Genomic DNA, 18,976 nt, shown 5'->3' with positions numbered 1-18,976 from the left:
GGTGGGGCGGCGCCAGGCCGTCCCGTTTCCGAGAAGTGGGGATGCTTTGGCGGCTTGCAAGATCCCCCTGCCGGCCGGGCGGCGCGCGAGTCCGGCTAGGCGCCCGGCACGGCGACCACGCCGTCGCGGCCATACAGCCGCGTCAGCAGCGCCAGCTCGTGCGCATGCGCCGGCATCACCTGGTCCCAGCTGAAACGCCATTCCCAGTAGCCCGAGGGCTTGCCGGGATAGTTCATCCGGTCGGCGCCCGGGAGTCGCAGCACATCCTGCATCGGGTGCACCGCGGTGTCGGCCACCGATGCGCAGGCGGTGCGGATCAGCTCCCACGCGATGTCGCTGCCGTCGGTCGTCAGGTAGGCCGACGCATGGCGCCGTTGCGCCTCGGTCGCGGTGGCCCACCAGCCGACGCTGGTGTCGTTGTCGTGCGTGCCGCTGTAGACCACGGTGTCGGCCTCGTGGTTGTGCGGCAGGAACGGGTTGGCGCTGTCGCCGCCGAACGCGAAGTGCAGGATGCGCATGCCCGGCAGCGCGAACTTGCGCCGCAGCGCCTCGACGTCCGGCGTCACCACGCCCAGGTCTTCCGCAATGATCGGCAGCGTGCCCAGCGCGTCGGCGATCGCGTCGAACAAGGCCTCGCCCGGCCCCGGCCGCCAGTGCCCGCGGATCGCGGTCTCTTCGCTGGCCGGGATCTCCCAGTAGCTCGCGAAGCCGCGGAAGTGGTCGATGCGCACGATGTCGACCAGCTCGAAGGTGCGGCGGATGCGCTCGACCCACCAGGCGTAGCCCTCGGCCGCATGCGCGCTCCAGCGGTACAGTGGGTTGCCCCAGCGCTGCCCGGTCTCGCTGAAGAAGTCCGGCGGCACGCCGGCCACCACGGTCGGCTGGCCCCGCGCATCGAGTTCGAACAGGTCTTGCCGTGCCCACACCTCGGCGCTCTGGTAGGCGATGAAGATCGGCGCATCGCCGATCACCTGCACGCCGCGGCTGGTCGCGTGGTCCTTCAGGCGCTCCCACTGCACGAAGAAGCGCCACTGGCAGAAGGTCCAGAACGCGATGCGCTCGGCATGCAGCACGCGGGCTGCCGCCAAGGCCGCCGGCTCGCGCTGCGCGAGGCCGCCGCCCCAGTCGCACCACGGCGCCCAGTCGTGGTGGTCGGCCAGCGCCATGAAGAGCGTGTAGTCGTCGATCCAGCTGGCGTGCTCGGCGCAGAAGGCCTGCAGCGCCTGCGTCTGCTGCGGCGTGGCCGTCACGGCAAAACGCCGCGCGGCGCGCGCGAGGCGATCCATGCGGTACGGCCAGACCGCCGCGAAGTTCAGCCGGTGCGACTCGATGCCGTCGGGCGGCAGCAGCTCGTCGGCGGTCAGCCAGCCGTGCTGGCCGAGCTCGGCCAGGTCGATCAGCAGCACGTTGCCGGCAAAGGCCGAGCTGCTCATGTACGGCGAGTTGCCGGGGCCGATGCCGCCCAGCGGCAGCATCTGCCACAGCCGCTGCCGCGCGGTCGCGAGCCAGTCGACGAAGTGGTAGGCGGCCGGGCCGAAATCGCCGCTGCCGTGCGGGCCGGGCAGCGAGGTCGGGTGCAGCAGCACGCCGCTGGCGCGGGGGAATCTCATGGTCGTGGTTCCTCGCTCGGGGGCTTCGGAATTGAAACTCCGTTCGGGCTGAGCCTGTCGACGCCCTGGTTCGATGCGCGCAGGCCCTTCGACAGGCTCAGGGCGAACGGTGGCGCCTGTTTCAACGCCGATGGTGGTGCCCGTTCGGGCTGAGCTTGTCGAAGCCCCGGTTCAATGCGCGCAGCCCCTTCGACAAGCTCAGGGCGAACGGATCTCGATCTGCCTGTCATGCAGCCTCCATCGCCAGCAGCACCACGCTGTGCGCCGCCAGCGCCAGCGGAGTCTGCACCAGCGGAGTCTGCACCAGCGACTGCTGCGCCGACACCGCCGCGCTGTCCAGCTGCACGCGCCACGCGCCCGCCGGCAGCGCGAACGGCATGTCGACATCGCCCGCATTCATCAACAACAGCAACGGCTGCCGTGAACGCCCCGGCGCGCCGATGGCGATGCCCAGCACGCGCTGCGCCGGATCGTTCCAGGCCGCATCGTCGAGCGGCGAACCGTCGGCCTGCCGCCAGGCGAGATCGATGCGGCCCTGCGCATCGGCCCGGCCGGCGTACCAGCGGTCGCCCAGCGGCCGGTGCGTGCGGCGCAACGCCAGCACCTGCGCGGTGAAGGCGACCAGTGCATCGTCGGCGCGCGCCCAGTCGATCCAGCTGGTCGCGTTGTCCTGGCAGTAGGCGTTGTTGTTGCCGCGTTGCGAATGCCCGAGCTCGTCGCCGGCGCACAGCATCGGCGTGCCCTGCGACAGCAGCAGCGTGGCCAGCAGCGCGCGCTGAAGCCGCCCGCGCAGCGCGACGATCACCGGGTCGTCGCTCGGCCCTTCGACGCCGGCGTTCCAGCTGTGGTTGTGGTCGTGCCCATCGCGATTGCCTTCGCCATTCGCCTCGTTGTGCTTGCGGTCGTGGCTGACCAGGTCGGCCAGCGTGAAGCCGTCGTGCGCGACGATGAAGTTCACCGATTCGGCCGGCGCCCGCCCGCGCCCGTCGAACACGTCGGACGAGGCGCACAGCCGCTGCGCCAGTTCGCCGCGTGTCGTCGCGTCGCGCAGCCAGAAACTGCGCACCGTGTCGCGGAAGCGGTCGTTCCATTCGGCCCAGCCTGCGGGGAACTGGCCGAGCTGGTAGCCGCCGAAGCCGATGTCCCACGGTTCGGCGATCAGCTTCACGGTGGACAGCAGCGGGTCCTGCGCGATCGCCTGGAAGAACGCGGCGCCGGTGTCGAAGCCGCCGCCCGTCGCGCCACCGGTGCGGCCGAGCACCGGCGCCAGGTCGAAGCGGAAGCCGTCGACATGCATCTCGCTCACCCAGAAGCGCAGCGAATCCATCACCAGCTGCAGCACCCGCGGATGGCCCAGGTTCAGCGTGTTGCCGGTGCCGGTGTCGTTGACGTACAGCGCGGGGTCGTCCGGCCGCAGCCGGTAGTAGGCGGCGTTGTCGAGGCCGCGGAAGTGGATCGTGGGCCCGTGCTCGTCGGTCTCCGCGCTGTGGTTGTAGACCACGTCGAGGATCACCTCGATGCCGGCCGCGTGCAGCCGCCTGACCATCGTGCGGAACTCGTCGCGCGCCGAAGCACCGGGCGATGCGAGCGCCGGGCTCGGGCAGAAGAAGCCGAGCGTGTTGTAGCCCCAGTAGTTGCGCAGCCCCATGCGCACCAGGCGTTCCTCGTCGAGCGCCTGGTGCACCGGCAGCAGGCTGACCGCGGTGATGCCCAGGCGATTCAGGTGGGCGATGGCCGCGTCGCTCGCCAGGCCCGCATAGGTGCCGCGCTGCGCCTCGGGCACGCCGGGGTGCAGCCGCGTGAAGCCTTTCACATGCACCTCGTACAGCACCGTGTCGGCCAGCGGCGTGGCAGGCGGCGTGTCGCCGCCCCAGTCGAAGCGGTCGTGCACGACGCGCGCCTTCAGCGCCTGCGCGCCGTTGTCGCGCGGGTCGATCTCCAGCGGGCGCTGGCGGTCGCCGCCGAAGTGCGGGCCGTCCCAGTCGAAGTGGCCGACGATCTCGCGCGCATACGGGTCGAGCAGCAGCTTGGCCGGGTTGAAGCGCTGGCCGCGCTGCGGCTGCCACAGGCCGTGCGCGCGCAGGCCGTACACCAGCCCCGGCTGTGCCCCGGGCAGGTAGCCGTGCCACACCTGCTGCGTGCGGCCGGGCAGCGCCGTGCACGACTGCTGCAGCGTGCCGGTGTCGTCGAACAGGCACAGCTCGATGGCGTGCGCATGGTCCGAGAACACCGCGAAGTTGATGCCGTTGCCGTCCCAGTGCGCGCCCAGCGGCCACGGGCGCCCCGCCTCCAACGCCGTCATCCGCCGGCCGAGCGCCGGGCCGCTCCCAAGCCGGCCGGCGCTCCCCTCGGGGGAGTGGGCGATGTACTCATCGACCGAGGGGTCGTCATCGCCACTCCAGGAAGACGGTGGCGAGCGGCGGCAGCGTCAGCATCACCGACTGCGCGCGGCCCTGCCACGGCACGTCTTCCGATTGCGCCGCACCGAGCGGCGTGCCGACGTTGCTGCCGCCGTAGTGCGCCGAATCGGTGTTGATGCGCTCGCGGTACTGGCCCGGCCGCGGCACGCCGATGCGAAAGCCTTGCCGCACCGTCGGCGTCAGGTTCGACACGACGACCACCGTCGCGCCGTCGCGGCGGCCGTGGCGCACGAAGCTGATCACCGAATGCTCGGCATCCTGGTGGTCGATCCACTCGAAACCGGCCGGCACGAAGTCCTGCTCGTACAACGCCGGCGTCGCGCGGTAGAAGCGGTTCAGGTCGCGCACCAGGCGCTGCATGCCTTCATGCAGGCCATCGGACAGCAGGTGCCAGTCGAGGCTCTGGTCATGGTCCCACTCGCGTTCCTGCGCGAACTCGCCGCCCATGAACAGCAGCTTCTTGCCCGGGTGGCCGAACATGAAGCCGTAGTAGGCCCGCAGGTTCGCGAACTTCTGCCAGCGGTCGCCCGGCATCTTCGCGATCAGCGAGCCCTTGCCGTGCACCACCTCGTCGTGCGACAGCGGCAGCACGAAGTTCTCGTTGAACGCGTAGACCAGCCCGAAGGTCATCTCGCCGTGGTGGTGCTTGCGGTGCACCGGGTCGCGCGCCATGTACTTCAGCGTGTCGTGCATCCAGCCCATGTTCCACTTGTAGTGGAAGCCCAGCCCGCCGGCGAAGGTCGGGCGCGACACCGCCGGGAACGCGGTCGACTCCTCGGCCAGCGTCACCGCCTGCGCGCGTTCGATGCCGACCACCTCGTTCATGCGCTTCAGGAACGAGATCGCCTCCAGGTTCTCGCGCCCGCCGTGCACGTTGGGAATCCATTCGCCGGGCTCGCGGCTGTAGTCGCGGTACAGCATCGACGCGACTGCATCGACGCGCAGTCCGTCGACGTCGTAGCGCTCCAGCCAGTACAGCGCATTGCCGACCAGGAAGTTGCGCACCTCGGTGCGGCCGAGGTTGTAGATCAGCGTGTTCCAGTCGTTGTGGAAGCCTTCGCGCGGGTCGGCGTATTCGTACAGGTGCGTGCCGTCGAACTGCGCGAGGCCGTGCACGTCGCTCGGGAAATGCGCCGGTACCCAGTCGAGCAGCACGCCGAGGCCGGCCGAATGGCAGCGGTCGACGAAGCGGCGGAAGCCGGGGCCGTCGCCGAAGCGGGCGGTGGGCGAATAGAGCCCCACCGGCTGGTAGCCCCACGACCCGTCGAACGGGTGCTCGCTGACCGGCATCAGCTCGAGGTGGGTGAAGCCCATGTCCTGCGCATACGGCACCAGCGTGTCGGCGAGTTCGTCCCAGGTCAGCCAGCGGTCGTTGTCCTCGGGCTTGCGCCGCCACGAGCCGAGGTGCACCTCGTAGATGCTGACCGGCGCATCGAGCGCATTCGACTGCTGGCGCTGCGCCGACGCCGGCGCGAGCCGCGGCATGTGCGACACCACGCTCGCGGTGGCCGGCCGCAGCTCGGACTGCAGCGCGTACGGGTCGGCCTTCTGCGGCAGCACATGGCCGTCGGCGGTGCGGATCTCGTACTTGTAGCGCGCACCCTCGGCGATGCCGGGCAGGAAGATCTCCCAGACGCCGCACTCGCGGCGCAGCCGCATCGGGTGGACGCGGCCGTCCCAGTGGTTGAAGTCGCCGACCACGCTGACGCGCGACGCGTTCGGCGCCCACACCGCGAAGCTCGCGCCGCTGACGCCGTCCATCACGCGGATCTGCGCGCCCAGCGTCTCGTACGGCCGCAGGTGCGTGCCCTCGGCGAGCAGCCACACGTCCACCTCGCCGAGCACCGGCGGGAAGCGGTACGGGTCGTCGACGGTGGAGCTGGAGCCGTCGGGCCAGGTGAACTGCAGTCGCCAGGCGCCGGCGGTGCTGCCGAGCATGCCTTCGAAGACGCCGTCGGGGTGCAGCTGCGTCAGCATCGACAGCGGCTGGCCGTTGTCGGCATCGACCGCCAGCGCCGCCCGCGCGCCGGGCTGGAAGCAGCGCAGCCAGCGCTGGCCGCTGGCGTCTTCATGCGCGCCGAGCACCGAGAATGGATCGCCGTGGCGGGCGTGGCGGAGGGCCTCGATCTCGGCGGGCGTCAGCATGGGCGGCAGGGCAGGAACGTCATGCGACCGATCGTAGCGCTGCAGTCGCCTTCAGTTCGGGATCGATGTTCCAGATGTCGCGGGCGTACTCGCGGATCGTGCGGTCGGACGAGAACATGCCCATGCCGGCCACGTTGGCGATCGAACGCGCGATCCACGCCTCGCGGTGGCCGAACAGCGTGTCGACGCGCTGCTGCGTCTGCACATAGTCGTCGTAGTCGGCCAGCAGCAGGTAGTGGTCGCCGCCCCACAGCAGCGAGTCGACCAGCGGTCGGTAGCGGTCGCGCTCGTCGGGCGAGAACAGGCCGCCGGAGATCGCGTCGAGCACCGCCTTCAGCGCCGGGTTGTTCTCGTAGTAGCGCATCGGGTGGTAGCCCGAGGCCTTCAGCGCCTGCACCTCGGGGGTCTTCAGCCCGAAGATGAAGATGTTGTCGTCGCCGACGCTCTGGCGGATCTCGATGTTCGCGCCGTCGTCGGTGCCGATGGTCAGCGCGCCGTTCAGCGCGAGCTTCATGTTGCCGGTGCCCGACGCTTCGGTGCCGGCGGTGGAGATCTGCTCCGACAGGTCGGCGCCCGGCATGATGACCTCGGCCACCGAGACGCCGTAGTTCGGGATGAACACCACCCGCAGCTTGCCGCCGACGCGCGGGTCGGCGTTGACGACCGTGCCGACGTCGTGGATCAGCCGGATGATCGACTTCGCGGTCTGGTACGACGATGCTGCCTTGCCGGCGAAGATCACCGTGCGCGGCACCCACGGCAGCGTCGGGTTGTCGATGATGGCCAGGTAGCGCGTCACGACGTGCAGCACGTTCAGCAGCTGGCGCTTGTACTCGTGGATGCGCTTGACCTGCACGTCGAACAGGCTGCCCGGGTCGACGTGGATGCCGGTGTGGCGCTGGATGTGCTCGGCCAGCCGCTTCTTGTTGTTCAGCTTGATCGCGGCGAACTTGCTGCGGAAGGCTTCGCTGCCGGCGTGTTCCTTCAGCTGCGCGAGCTGGTCGAGGTCGAGCCGCCAGCCGCGGCCGAGCGTCTGGTCGAGCAGGTGCGCGAGGCCCGGGTTGGCCTGCGCCAGCCAGCGCCGCGGCGTGACGCCGTTGGTCATGTTCGTGAAGCGCGTCGGGTACAGCGACGCGAAGTCCGCGAAGATGGTCTTGGTCAGCAGCTCGGAGTGCAGCGCCGACACGCCGTTGACCTTGTGGCTGCCGACGATCGACAGGTTGGCCATGCGCACGCGGCGCTCGCCGGATTCGTCGATCAGCGACAGGCGGCGCAGGAAGCCATCGTCGCCGGGCCGCTGCTTCGCGGCCAGGTCGAGGAATTCCTGGTTGATGCGGAAGATGATCTCCAGGTGGCGCGGCAGCACCTGCTGCATCAGCGCCACCGCCCAGGTCTCGAGCGCCTCGGGCATCAGCGTGTGGTTGGTGTACGAGAAGGTCTTCTGCGTGATCTCCCACGCGGTGGCCCACGGCATCGCATGCTCGTCGCACAGCACGCGCATCAGCTCGGCCACACCGATCGCCGGATGGGTGTCGTTCAGGTGGATCGCGACCTGGTCGGCCAGGTTGTGCAGGCTTGCGTGCTCGTCGAGGTGGCGGGCGACGATGTCCTGGATCGACGCGCTGGTGAAGAAATACTCCTGGCGCAGCCGCAGCTCGCGGCCGGCCGGTGTGCTGTCGTTCGGGTACAGCACCCACGAGATGTTCTCGTACTCGTTCTTCACGCTGGCTGCGCGGGCGTAGTCGCCGGTGTTGAACGCGTTCAGGTCGATGTGGGCCGGCGCGGCGGCCTTCCACAGGCGCAGCGTGCTGACCTTCTGCGTGCCGTGGCCGGGGATCACCATGTCGTAGGCCTTGGCCTCGACCGCGCCGGCCGGGCGCCACACCGGGTGCGAGGTGCCGTCTTCATGCCGGTGCTGCTCGACATGGCCGCCGAAGCGCACCGGGTGGCTGATGCCGGGCCGCGGGAACTCCCACGGCGTGCCGTCGGCCAGCCACGGGTCGGGGTGCTCGACCTGGCGGCCGTGCGCGATGCCCTGCGCGAACATGCCGTATTCGTAGCGGATGCCGTAGCCGAACGACGGCAGCCCGAGCGTGGCCATCGAATCGAGGAAGCAGGCGGCCAGCCGGCCGAGGCCGCCGTTGCCGAGCGCCGCGTCGGGCTCGTGGTCGGCCACGTCTTCGAGCGTCTGCGCATGCAGCGCGACCGCGGCGGCGGCCGGCTCGCGCAGGTCGAGCGCGGCGAGCGCGTTCGAGAGGGTGCGGCCGATCAGGAATTCCATCGACAGGTAGCAGACGCGGCGGGCCTTGGCCGCGCGCTCGATGGCCTGGGTCTGCACCCAGCGTTCCGACAGCTGCTGGCGCGCCACCTGGGCGACGCCGTGCATCACGTCGACCGGCGTGGCGGCGGGCGGCGCGACGCCGACGGTCTTCAGCAGTTGCTCGTCGAGGTCGGCCTGCATCTGCTGGGGGGTGATCTGTTGTGTCATGGGGGGAGTCGTCGACGGGGTGCTGCTGTGTGGCCGACACTTTGCTCGTTTGTCCCGGCATGCGCAAGCGCGGGGGCAGTGCTTCAATGCGGTGCGGGCCGTGCACAATCGGTGCGCGCCGCGACCCCTCCTGGAGACATCATGCAACCCATCGATCTTGCGTTGAGCCTCGACCTGCCCAAGCGCGCCGTCGCGCTGGTGCTGGCGGGCGGCCGCGGCAGCCGGCTGAAGAACCTGACCGACCGCCGCGCCAAGCCGGCCGTCTACTTCGGCGGCAAGTTCCGCATCATCGATTTCGCGCTGTCGAACTGCCTGAACTCCGGCATCCGCCGCATCGGCGTGATCACGCAGTACAAGTCGCACAGCCTGTTGCGCCACCTGCAGCGCGGCTGGGCCTTCCTGAAGAGCGAGATGAACGAGTTCGTCGACCTGCTGCCGGCGCAGCAGCGCAACGACGACGAGAGCTGGTACCGCGGCACCGCCGACGCCGTCTACCAGAACCAGGACATCCTCGCGAGCTACGGCGCCGACTACGTGGTGGTGCTGGCCGGCGACCACATCTACAAGATGAACTACGCGCTGATGCTGGCCGACCACGTCGCCAAGGGCCGCGAGTGCACGGTCGGCTGCATCGCGGTGCCGCGCCACGAGGCGGTGGCCTTCGGCGTGATGGCGGTCGATCGCGACAACCACATCACCGAATTCGTCGAGAAGCCGGCCGACCCGCCGCCGATGCCGGGCCGCCCCGACATGGCGCTCGCCAGCATGGGCATCTACATCTTCAATGCGCGCTACCTCTACAAGGAGCTCGAGCGCGACATGAACGACGCCGATTCGAGCCACGACTTCGGCAAGGACATCATCCCGCGCGCGGTGCGCAACGGCCAGGCCTCGGCGCACCCGTTCGAGCTGAGCTGCGTCAGCACGCGCCATGGCGAGGCACCGTACTGGCGCGACGTCGGCACCATCGATGCGTACTGGGATGCCAACATCGACCTGACCGCCACCGACCCGCTGCTGAACCTGTACGACAAGCGCTGGCCGATCTGGACCTACCAGGAGCAGCTGCCCCCGGCCAAGTTCGTGCACAACCAGGACGAGCGCCGCGGCATGGCGGTCGAGTCGCTGGTGTCGGGCGGCTGCATCGTCTCGGGCTCGGTCACGCGCACGGTGCTGTTCTCGAGCGTGCGGGTGCATTCGCATGCGGTCGTCAACTGGTCGGTGCTGCTGCCGGGCGCGCAGATCGGCCGCGGCGCGCGGCTCACGCGGGTGGTGGTCGACCGCGCCTGCGTGATCCCCGACGGCATGGTGATCGGCGAGGATGCCGAACTCGATGCCGAGCGCTTCCACCGTTCCGAGAACGGCATCACCCTCGTCACACGCGACATGCTCGCCAAACTGACCGCTTGATCACTGCATGAAAGTACTCCAGGTCGCTGCTGAAATCTTCCCGCTGGTCAAGACCGGCGGCCTGGCCGACGTGGCCGGCGCGTTGCCGCAGGCGCTCGCGCGCGCCGGGGCCGACGTGCGGCTGGTGCTGCCCGGCCTGCCGGCCATCGCCGACGCGGTGCTGCGGCAGCAGACCGTCTGCGAGATCGGCGCCGCGTTCGGCGCCGCGCGCGTGCGGCTGACGCTCGGCACGATGCCGGTCAGCGGGCTGCCGGTCTACGTGGTCGACGCGCCGTACCTGTACCGGCGCGGCGGCAGCCCGTACCAGGCGCCCGACGGCAACGAATGGCCCGACAACGCGCAGCGTTTCGCGTTGCTTGGGTGGGTCGCGGCCCACATCGCCGCCGGCGAGTTCGATCCCGGCTGGGTGCCCGACGTGCTGCACACCCACGACTGGCATGCCGCGATGGCCTGCGCCTATGCGCACGCCCATGCGCCGACGCGCGCGGCACGCGTCTTCACGGTGCACAACCTGGCCTACCAGGGGCTGTTCCCGGCCGGCGACTTCAACCTGCTCGGGCTGCCGGCGCGCTACATGGCGGCGTCGGGCGTCGAGTACCACAGCCAGCTGTCGTTCATGAAGGCCGGGCTGAAGTTCGCCGACCGCGTGACCACCGTCAGCCCGACCTATGCGCGCGAGATCGCGACGCACGAATACGGCTGCGGGCTCGACGGCGTGATCCGCGGCCGCGGCGGCGATGTCTGCGGCATCCTGAACGGCGTCGACCCGGAGGTCTGGAACCCGGCCACCGATGCCGGCATCGAGAAGCGCTACCAGGCCGACTCGCTGGTCGGCAAGGCGGTCTGCAAGCATGCGCTGCAGACCGAGCTGGGGCTGGAGCGGCGCGCCGATGCACCGCTGTTCGGCGTCGTCAGCCGGCTCACGTCGCAGAAGGGGCTGGACCTGGTGCTGGCGGCGCTGCCGGGCATTCTCCAGCGGGGCGGGCAGTTCGCGCTGCAAGGCAACGGCGACCGCGCGCTCGAAGCCGCGTTCGAGGGCGCCGCCCGCGCCCATCCGGCGCAGGTGGCGGTGCGCACGGTGTACGACGAGGCGCTCGCGCACCGCATCATCGCCGGCAGCGACGCGCTGCTGATGCCGTCGCGCTTCGAGCCCTGCGGGCTGACGCAGCTGTACGCATTGCGCTACGGCACGCTGCCGGTGGTGCGGCGCGTCGGCGGGCTGGTCGACACGGTGGTCGACACCACCGACGAGACGATCCGCACCGACCGCGCGACCGGCTTCTCGTTCGAGCCGGCCAGCTCGATGGCGCTGGAGGTCACCGTCGACCGGCTGCTGCACGCCTACGGCCAGCCGGCGCTGTGGCAGCAGCTGATGCGCCGCGCGATGGCGCAGGAGTTCTCGTGGGACGTGGCCGCCGCGTCGTACATGCGCCTCTACGCGCAATGCCGGGAGAAGTAGGGGCCCGACCCGCCGGCCCCCCCGTTCGGGGGCGCCAATCTTGTCGATGGAAATTGCACGGGAACGGGTTCAAAGTTCGCCCCTTGCGGCAACGGAGCCGGCGTGGAGCAGAGCATGCATTTCCAGGAGCAGACGGTCGGCGACTTCAAGATCTACGCCGGCGCCATCGAAGCGGCGCACGGCGGCTACGTGGCCGCGGTGGTGGTGAAACAGGTGCACGGCAGCGGAGCGCCGTGCGAGGTGTTCCGCGACGAATCGATGTGCGACGGCCGCTGCTGGACCGACCCCGAATCGGCGCTGCACTACGCGATGACGGCCGGGCGCTCGGTGATCCGCGACCGCAGCCGGGTCGAAAGCACCTGAGGCGCCTGAAGAAGGCCGAGGCCGCATAAGGATCTGCGCATTGCGTCGTTGCCGGCGCACGGGGCGGCGCTTAGCGTCGCGGGCTCCGCCACCCCCGAGAGCCTTCGATGCAGTCCCCCGATTTTCCGGACGCCGGTCCGTCCCACCCACGCCGCCGCTTCATCGCGGCCGCCCTGGCGGCGAGCGTCGTGCCGGCCACCCGCGCGGCCGACACCGAGACGCTGCGCATCGGCTTCCAGAAGTCGTCCACGCTGATGATCTTCCTGAAGTCGCGCGGCACGCTGGAGCAGGCGCTGGCGCCGCTGAAGGTCCGCGTCACCTGGCATGAGTTCAGCTCGGGGCTGCCGCTGCTGGAGGCGCTGAACGTCGGCGCGATCGAGCTGAGCGCCGACGTGGCCGATGCGGTGCCGCCGTTCGCGCTGGCGGCCGGCGCGAAGCTCACCTACTGCGCGATCGAGACGCCGTCGCCCCAGGCCCAGGCGATCGTCGTGCCGAAGGATTCGCCGGTCACGAGCGTCGCGCAGCTGAAAGGCCGCAAGCTCGCGTTCGCGAAGGGCGCCGGCGCGCACTACATGTTGCTGGAGGCGCTCGGCCAGGCGGGGCTGTCGATCAACGACATCGAGCCGGCCTACCTGAGCCCGGCCGATGCGCGCGCCGCGTTCGAGAACGGCAGCGTGGCCGCCTGGGTGATCTGGGACCCGTTCCTGGCCGCGGTGCAGCGCCAGTCCGGCGCGCGCATCCTGCTCGACGGCGGTGCGCTGTCGAGCTACCGGCGCTTCTACCTGGCCGGTACGCCGTATGCGCAGCGGCGCCCGGACGTGCTCAATGCGGTGTTCGCCGAACTGCAGCGCGCCGGCGACTGGATCAAGAAGAACCCCGGCCCGGCCGCCGAATGGCACGCGCCGGTGATCGGCCTGGATGCCGCGACGGTGGCCGCGGCCAACCTGCGGCGCAGCTACCGCGTGCAGGCGGTCGACGCCGACGCGCTGGCCGAGCAGCAGCGCATCGCCGACGCCTTCACGCAGGCGAAGGTCCTGCCGCGCCGGGTCGTGATCGCCGAATCGCCGGTGTGGCGACCCTCCTGACGCGCCGGCGAAAGGTGTGACGCCCGGCGTCGGCCTTGCAACGCGATGTGTGCGGATCGTGCCGGATAAGGGCCCGAAACGGACCTGCGCACCGGCGCGCCGCGTGGTCCCCGGCTTGCTTGCCGCGGGGCATGCCTTCTCATCGTCATTCCATCGGAACCTCGGTCGGGCTGTTGAGCCTGTTGATGCTGGCCGCCTGCGGCAGCGGCGGCGACAGCACCGAGGTCAGCCAGAACCCGCCGACCGGCAATGCGCCGAGCCCGGCGCCTGCGCCGTCTCCTGCACCTTCACCGGCGCCATCGCCTGCACCTTCTCCCGCACCGGCTCCCGCACCTGCGCCGTCGCCTGCACCTGCACCCGCACCCGCACCCGCACCCGCACCCGCACCCGCACCCGCACCCGCGAGCGCCACCGCCTTCGGTGCGATCGACACCAGCAACCGGGCCGAGGTGCTCGCGCGTTACCAGGACGGCTTCGTCGCGCTGCGCAAGACCTCCTTCAGCTGGACCGGCAATGTCGCCGGTTGCACGGCCGGCGACACGCCGCTGGCGTACAAGAACGCGGTCGTCAAGCTCGTCAACTACTACCGCGCGATGGCCGGCCTGCCGGGCGACGTGACGCTGTCGCTGGCCAAATCGGCCCAGGCCCAGCAGGCCGCGCTGATGTTCGACGCCAACGGCCAGCTCAGCCACACGCCGCCGACCACTTGGAAGTGCTACACCGCCGACGGCGCCACCGCGGCCGGCAAATCGAACATCGCGCGGGGCACCAACCTCAACAGCGCGAACGCCAGCAGCTCGGGCATCGGCTCGATCCCGCTGTACGTGATGGACGGCGACGTCGCGTCGCTCGGCCACCGGCGCTGGGTCTTCAGCCTGGTGCTCGGCGAGGTCGGCACCGGCGACACGCCGCAGGGCAACGCGCTGTGGGTGCTGGGGAACACGCATGCGGCGCCGAGCGTGCCGAACGGCATGCCGTGGCCGCCGCGCGGCTACGTGCCGTGGGACAGCAGCATCGCCGAGCCGACGATGCGCTGGTCGTTCTCGTACCCCGGTGCCGATTTCTCGGCCGCCACCGTGACGATGACCGACGACGCCGGTACGGCCGTGCCGGTGACCGGCGTGGCCGAGCTCGACAAGGGCTATGCCGAGAACACGGTGGCCTGGTCGATCGGCGGCAGCGGGCAACCCTGGTCGCGCGCGCCGGCCGACACGAAGCTCGGCGTGACGGTGTCGAACGTCAAGATCGGCGGCGTCGCGAAGAGCTTCAGCTACAGCGTGACCTTCATCAAGCCCTGATTCAGGTTCGCAGCGCCGCGGCGAGCTTCGCGAACAACGGAAGCACCGCCGCGTCGTCGGCCTGCAGCAGCCGGTCGCCGACGTAAAGCTCGGTCGCGCTCCAGCCTGGCACCTCGGTCGCCCGCACGTGGCCGAAGAGCCAGCAGCGGTCCTGCGCGGCGAGCGTGTCGCGCGCTTCGAGCACCGCGTCGGGCGGCGCGTCGAAGAACAGGTGCAGCAGGTTGGTCTGCGGCACGCGCGGGTTCACGCGCAGCCCGGGAATGGCATTCAGCCCGGCGGCCAGCGCGACCGCGCGCCGGTACAGCGCCGGCATCAGCGCCAGGCGCTCGTCGAAGCGCATCGCGGCCGACACCAGCATCGGGCTCAGGTGGTAGAGCGTGCCGCCCAGGCGCCGGCGCCACAGCCTGGCCTGCGCGATGAAGTCGTCGCTGCCGGCCAGCATGGCGCCCGAGACGCCGCCGATGCCCTTGTAGAGCGACACGTAGACCGACGCGAAGCCGGCCGCGATCTCGGCCGGGCTGCGCTGGTAGTACGCCGCGCATTCCCACAGCCGCGCGCCGTCGAGGTGCAGCGGCAGCGCGCGCCGTTGCGCCGCGGCGTGCAGTGCGAGCAGCTCGTCCCACGCGGGCAGCTGGCCGCCGGCCTCGCGGATCGGCAGCTCGACGATCGCGCAGGCGAGCGGCTGGCGCACCGCGTCGAGGTCGGACGCGCGCATCGGCCGCAGCCGGTCGCCGACCGGCACCGCGTGGCACTGCAGCAGCGCGCTGAAGGCTTCTTCCTCGTGCAAGGCGAGGTGCGAGGTCGGGTGCAGGCCGAAGCGCGGCAGCCGTGCCGCTTCGGTGTGGATGCGCAGCGCAGCCAGTTGCGCCATCACGCCGCTGGGCATGAAGACCGCCGCCGGCTTGCCGAGCAGCGCGGCGATCTTGCGTTCGAAATCGGCCGCCAGCGCGCCGTTGCCGTAGTGGTCGTGCTCGACGCCGTGGGCCTCGCACCAGGCGGCCATGCGGGCGAACTCCTCGGCCGGCGTCGGCGCGGCGAAGTCGGGGACGACCAGCGTGCAGCTGCGGCGCAGCTGCTGGCGTTGTTCGAGGGTCAGCGGTGTGGAGGGCATGGACGTTTTGTAAAAAAAATGGGCAGAAGTCCCTAGAATCCAAAAAAACTTCGAAGCGGACAAGAAAAATGAGGCCTGTCGGGTACGAGCACCTGCGCCAGTCGCTGTCGCTTGCGGCGCTTCCGCCCGCGAAGCCGGCCTGGCTGAAGCCGGTCACGCGCATCGAACCGGGCGAGACCTTCCTGTCCATTCCTCGCAGTGTTGCACCCGAGACGACGCAGCCGCTGGCGCACCTGCTGTTCGCGCTGAAGCACGAGGGCGTCAACCTGCAGATTCTCGCGCAGGCCCTGCCGCGCGTGGATCCGGCGGCGCTGATGAACCAGCTCAGGCAGTCGCCGAGCGGCGCCTACATCCGCCTGGCCTGTTGCCTGTGGGAGCGCTTCACCGGGCAGATGCTGTCCGACCTGCCGGCGATCGGAGGCCAGACGGTGCCGGTGTTCGATCCGGCGCGCTACCTCACCGGCCCCGAGCGGCGCGATCCCCGCTGGCGGGTTGCCTTCAACGGCCTCGGGTCGCTGCGCTACTGCGCGACCGTCGAGCGCACACCCCGGCTCGACAAGGCGATGGCCTCCGGCGTGCTCGAGCGAACGCGCGAGTTCATCGACTCGCTCGGTGCCGGCATGACCGACCGCGCGCTGCGATGGGCCTACCTGCACGAAACCGAGGATTCGTTCGCGATCGAGCGCGAGGCGCCGAGCGAAGACAAGGCGCGCCGCTTCATCGCGCTGCTGCACCAGGCGCACGACGGCCCCGCGTTGAGCGAGGACCATCTGGTCGAGCTGCAGAACGCGGCCGTGAGCGGCCTGCACGTGAAGGCGGTGCAATTCCGCCGGGAGCAGAACTGGCTGCGCGGCCCGGCGCGCGGTGCCGCCGGCGTGACCTACGTGCCACCGCCGCCCGATCTGGTGCCCGAGATGATGGACGAGTGGATGGCCTTCGCGAACGCTGCGCCGACGCTGATCGATCCGATCGTCGCCGCGGCGATCGTCTCGTTCGGCTTCGTGTTCATCCACCCGTTCATGGACGGCAACGGCCGCTTGTCGCGCTTCCTGTTTCACCAGGCGCTGTGCCGCTCCGGGCGCCTTTCGAAAGGCGCGCTGCTGCCGGTGTCGGTGGCGATGAAGCGGCATGAAGACGACTACCTCGCGGTGCTGCAACGCTATTCGCGGCCGGTGCGCGAGTTCTGGGGCGTGCGCTGGATCGACGAAGGTCAGTACGACCTGCAGTTCCGAGGCGACGAGTCGCTGTACCGCTACTGGGATGCGACGGCCTGCGTCGAGTTCGGCTACCGCATGGCCGAACAGGCACTGGAGGTCGAGCTGCGCCAGGAGACCGAGTTCCTCGCGCGCTACGACGCCATCGTGCGGACGGTCGGCGAGCGCTTCGACCTGCGCGGCAGCGACCTCGCGACGCTGGTGCTGAGCGCGCTGGACAACGGCGGGAAGGTGTCGAATCACCGGCGCAAGCAGTTCCAGAACCGCGTGCCCGAGGGGGTGTTCGATGCGGTCCAGGAAGCGGCCGGCCGCTTCGCTGCGCCGAGCTGAAAGCGTTTCCAGTCTCTGCGCCTGTTTTCGTAACACGGCGCAATCGCCGCGACGCCTCGGGACATCGTCCGCCAGCTGGGAAGGCGCGGCTCCCCTCGACGTCAGCAGGTTTCGGCTTGTTGCAATGACCCGGTCCGCGGTCTCGCCGTGCAACTCCAGAATCCGCCTGCATTCACAGGGGGAGAGCGCTTTCATGACAACGCACAGCACGGCACGCACGGCGGGCCACCGGATTTCATTGCTGCCGCTGGCGATCGCCGCGGCGGCGCTCGTCGCGGCCTGCGGCAGCGGGGATGACGGCGCGTCGCCGGCCAAGGCCGATGCCGCCGCGCAAGGCGCCGACCGCGAAGCCGCCGCCGGCGTCTCCACCGCGACGCTGCCGGTTGGCCGCTACGTGATCGTCAATGCGCTCAGCGGCAAGTGCGTCGACGTCGCCGCGGCCAGCACCGCCGACGGCGGCAACATCCAGCAGGCCACTTGCAACGCGAACATGGCGCAGGCATTCGATGTCTCGCAGCCGTCGGCCGGCGTCTACAAGCTGGTCAACGTCGGCAGCGGCAAGGCGGTCGATGTCGCGTCGGCCGGCACCGCCGACGGCGTCAACGTCCAGCAGTGGACCGACAACGGCACCAACGCGCAGCGCTTCCGCATCGAGCGCGTGCAGGGCAACCGCTACGTGCTGGCCAACGTCAACAGCGGCAAGTGCGTCGACGTTGCCAGCGCGTCGCTGAACGACGGCGCCAACATCCAGCAATGGGGCTGCAACGGCAGCGGCGCGCAGCAGTACCACTTCTACCCGCTGGGCACGGCCGGCCGCGGCACGCTGCCGGTCGGGCAGTACACGATCAGCTCGAATCACTCGCACCTGTGCGTCGACATCCAGGGCGGCAGCACGGCCGCCGGTGCGCCGGCGGTGCAGGCCACCTGCAGCAGCGCGCAGACGCAGAAGTTCGACGTGCTGCCGGAGCAGGGCGGCGCCTACCGCTTCTCGAACGCGCAGACCCACCAGTCGCTCGACATCGCCGGCGTCTCGACCGCCAGCGGCGCGCTGCTGACGCAGTGGACCGACACCGCCGGCGACAACCAGCGCTTCATCGTCAACGCGACGCCCGACGGCTACCAGGTCGTCGCGCGCCACAGCGGCAAGTGCCTGGACGTCGCCGAGTGGAGCACCGCGTCGGGCGGCAAGCTGCAGCAGTGGGACTGCACCGGCACGCAGGCCAACCAGCGCTGGGCCTTCTCGGCCGGCAGCGGCGACACCACCACGCCGAACCAGCCGCCCACGCAGCCGCCGGCCGGCTGGCGCCTGGTCTGGCAGGACGAGTTCAACGGCAGCACGATCGACGGCAACAAGTGGGGCTTCGAGGTCAACGGCGGCGGCGGCGGCAACAACGAACTGCAGTACTACACCGCGCGGCCCGAGAACGCCTCCGTCGCCAACGGCGTGCTGAGCATCAAGGCGCTGAAGGAGCGCTTCTGCTCGACCGACGGCTGCCGCGACTACACGTCGGCGCGGCTGCGCACGCTGAACAAGGGCGACTGGCTGTACGGCCGCATGGAAGCGCGCATCAAGCTGCCGGGCGGGCAGGGCCTGTGGCCGGCGTTCTGGATGCTGCCGTCCGACTCGGTCTACGGCGGCTGGGCGGCCAGCGGCGAGATCGACATCATGGAAGCGGTGAATGCCGGCGCCGCCGGCGGCAACACCGTCTACGGCACGCTGCACTACGGCGGCAGCTGGCCGAACAACACCAACTCGGGCAAGCCCTTCGTGCCGGCGACCAGCATCCTGAACGACTTCCACGTCTACGCGGTCGAGTGGGAAGCGGGCGTCATCCGCCACTATGTCGACGGCACGCTGTACAACACGCAGACGCAGTGGTGGTCGAGCGGCGGCGCGTTCCCGGCGCCGTTCGACAAGCGCTTCCACCTGCTGCTGAACGTCGCGGTCGGCGGCAACTGGCCGGGCGCGCCGAACGGCGCGACGACCTTCCCGCAGCGCATGGACGTCGACTACGTGCGGGTCTACCAGCGCTGACCGGTCGG

The 18,976-nt window shown here is 70.3% G+C and carries 12 protein-coding genes; 7 read left to right on the top strand and 5 right to left on the bottom strand.

Going from position 1 to position 18,976, the window contains the following annotated elements; all coding sequences use genetic code 11:
* Nucleotides 1-95: 95 nt before the first annotated feature.
* From malQ to ASC98_RS26925, 4 genes are all read right to left on the bottom strand, one after another.
* Nucleotides 96-1,610 (bottom strand): 4-alpha-glucanotransferase, encoded by a 1,515-nt coding sequence (malQ, locus tag ASC98_RS26940; protein ID WP_056808651.1) that lies wholly within the window; start codon nt 1,608-1,610, stop codon nt 96-98.
* Nucleotides 1,611-1,836: 226 nt separating this feature from the next.
* Entirely contained in the window at nt 1,837-3,912 is a 2,076-nt protein-coding gene (gene glgX, locus ASC98_RS26935; RefSeq protein WP_056808653.1) for a glycogen debranching protein GlgX, read from the bottom strand.
* Nucleotides 3,913-3,997: 85 nt separating this feature from the next.
* A complete protein-coding gene (gene glgB / locus ASC98_RS26930) occupies nt 3,998-6,175 on the bottom strand; it encodes a 1,4-alpha-glucan branching protein GlgB (protein WP_056808655.1) in 2,178 nt (725 codons plus the stop codon).
* Between the two features lie 19 nt (nt 6,176-6,194).
* The gene (locus ASC98_RS26925; RefSeq protein ID WP_056808657.1) at nt 6,195-8,663 is read right to left on the bottom strand and encodes a glycogen/starch/alpha-glucan phosphorylase; all 2,469 of its coding nucleotides are present in this window, start codon (nt 8,661-8,663) and stop codon (nt 6,195-6,197) included.
* A 141-nt stretch (nt 8,664-8,804) separates the two neighbouring features.
* On the opposite strand from ASC98_RS26925, the gene glgC reads away from it, so the two are divergent.
* The 5 genes from glgC (at nt 8,805) to ASC98_RS31400 (ending at nt 14,278) form a co-directional block, all read left to right on the top strand.
* Nucleotides 8,805-10,073, top strand: a complete 1,269-nt coding sequence (gene glgC, locus ASC98_RS26920) for a glucose-1-phosphate adenylyltransferase (protein ID WP_056808659.1) — start codon at nt 8,805-8,807, stop codon at nt 10,071-10,073.
* Between the two features lie 7 nt (nt 10,074-10,080).
* Nucleotides 10,081-11,532, top strand: a complete 1,452-nt coding sequence (gene glgA, locus ASC98_RS26915; protein ID WP_056808661.1) for a glycogen synthase GlgA — start codon at nt 10,081-10,083, stop codon at nt 11,530-11,532.
* Between the two features lie 114 nt (nt 11,533-11,646).
* On the top strand, nt 11,647-11,895 hold the full coding sequence (locus ASC98_RS26910; RefSeq protein WP_082542310.1) for a hypothetical protein: 249 nt from the start codon (nt 11,647-11,649) through the stop codon (nt 11,893-11,895).
* A 107-nt stretch (nt 11,896-12,002) separates the two neighbouring features.
* Nucleotides 12,003-12,980 carry an aliphatic sulfonate ABC transporter substrate-binding protein gene (locus ASC98_RS26905; protein ID WP_056808665.1) on the top strand — a complete coding sequence of 326 codons (978 nt, stop codon included), beginning with the start codon at nt 12,003-12,005 and terminating at the stop codon, nt 12,978-12,980.
* Nucleotides 12,981-13,111: 131 nt separating this feature from the next.
* Nucleotides 13,112-14,278 (top strand): hypothetical protein, encoded by a 1,167-nt coding sequence (locus ASC98_RS31400; RefSeq protein WP_157598262.1) that lies wholly within the window; start codon nt 13,112-13,114, stop codon nt 14,276-14,278.
* 1 nt (nt 14,279) lies between these two features.
* Here ASC98_RS31400 and ASC98_RS26895 read toward each other — a convergent pair whose 3' ends face one another.
* The gene (locus tag ASC98_RS26895) at nt 14,280-15,389 is read right to left on the bottom strand and encodes a low specificity L-threonine aldolase (protein WP_056808669.1); all 1,110 of its coding nucleotides are present in this window, start codon (nt 15,387-15,389) and stop codon (nt 14,280-14,282) included.
* Between the two features lie 68 nt (nt 15,390-15,457).
* Here ASC98_RS26895 and ASC98_RS26890 point away from each other — a divergent pair, with 68 nt between their 5' ends.
* The gene (locus ASC98_RS26890) at nt 15,458-16,933 is read left to right on the top strand and encodes a Fic family protein (RefSeq protein ID WP_056808671.1); all 1,476 of its coding nucleotides are present in this window, start codon (nt 15,458-15,460) and stop codon (nt 16,931-16,933) included.
* 193 nt (nt 16,934-17,126) lie between these two features.
* The gene (locus tag ASC98_RS31395; protein WP_056820586.1) at nt 17,127-18,968 is read left to right on the top strand and encodes an RICIN domain-containing protein; all 1,842 of its coding nucleotides are present in this window, start codon (nt 17,127-17,129) and stop codon (nt 18,966-18,968) included.
* The last annotated feature ends 8 nt before the right edge of the window (nt 18,969-18,976 follow it).

Origin of the sequence: Rhizobacter sp. Root1238 (genome assembly GCF_001425825.1) — a bacterium.
In the GTDB taxonomy this organism is placed as follows: domain Bacteria; phylum Pseudomonadota; class Gammaproteobacteria; order Burkholderiales; family Burkholderiaceae_C; genus Rhizobacter.
This window is presented reverse-complemented; position numbering and strand designations above follow the sequence as displayed.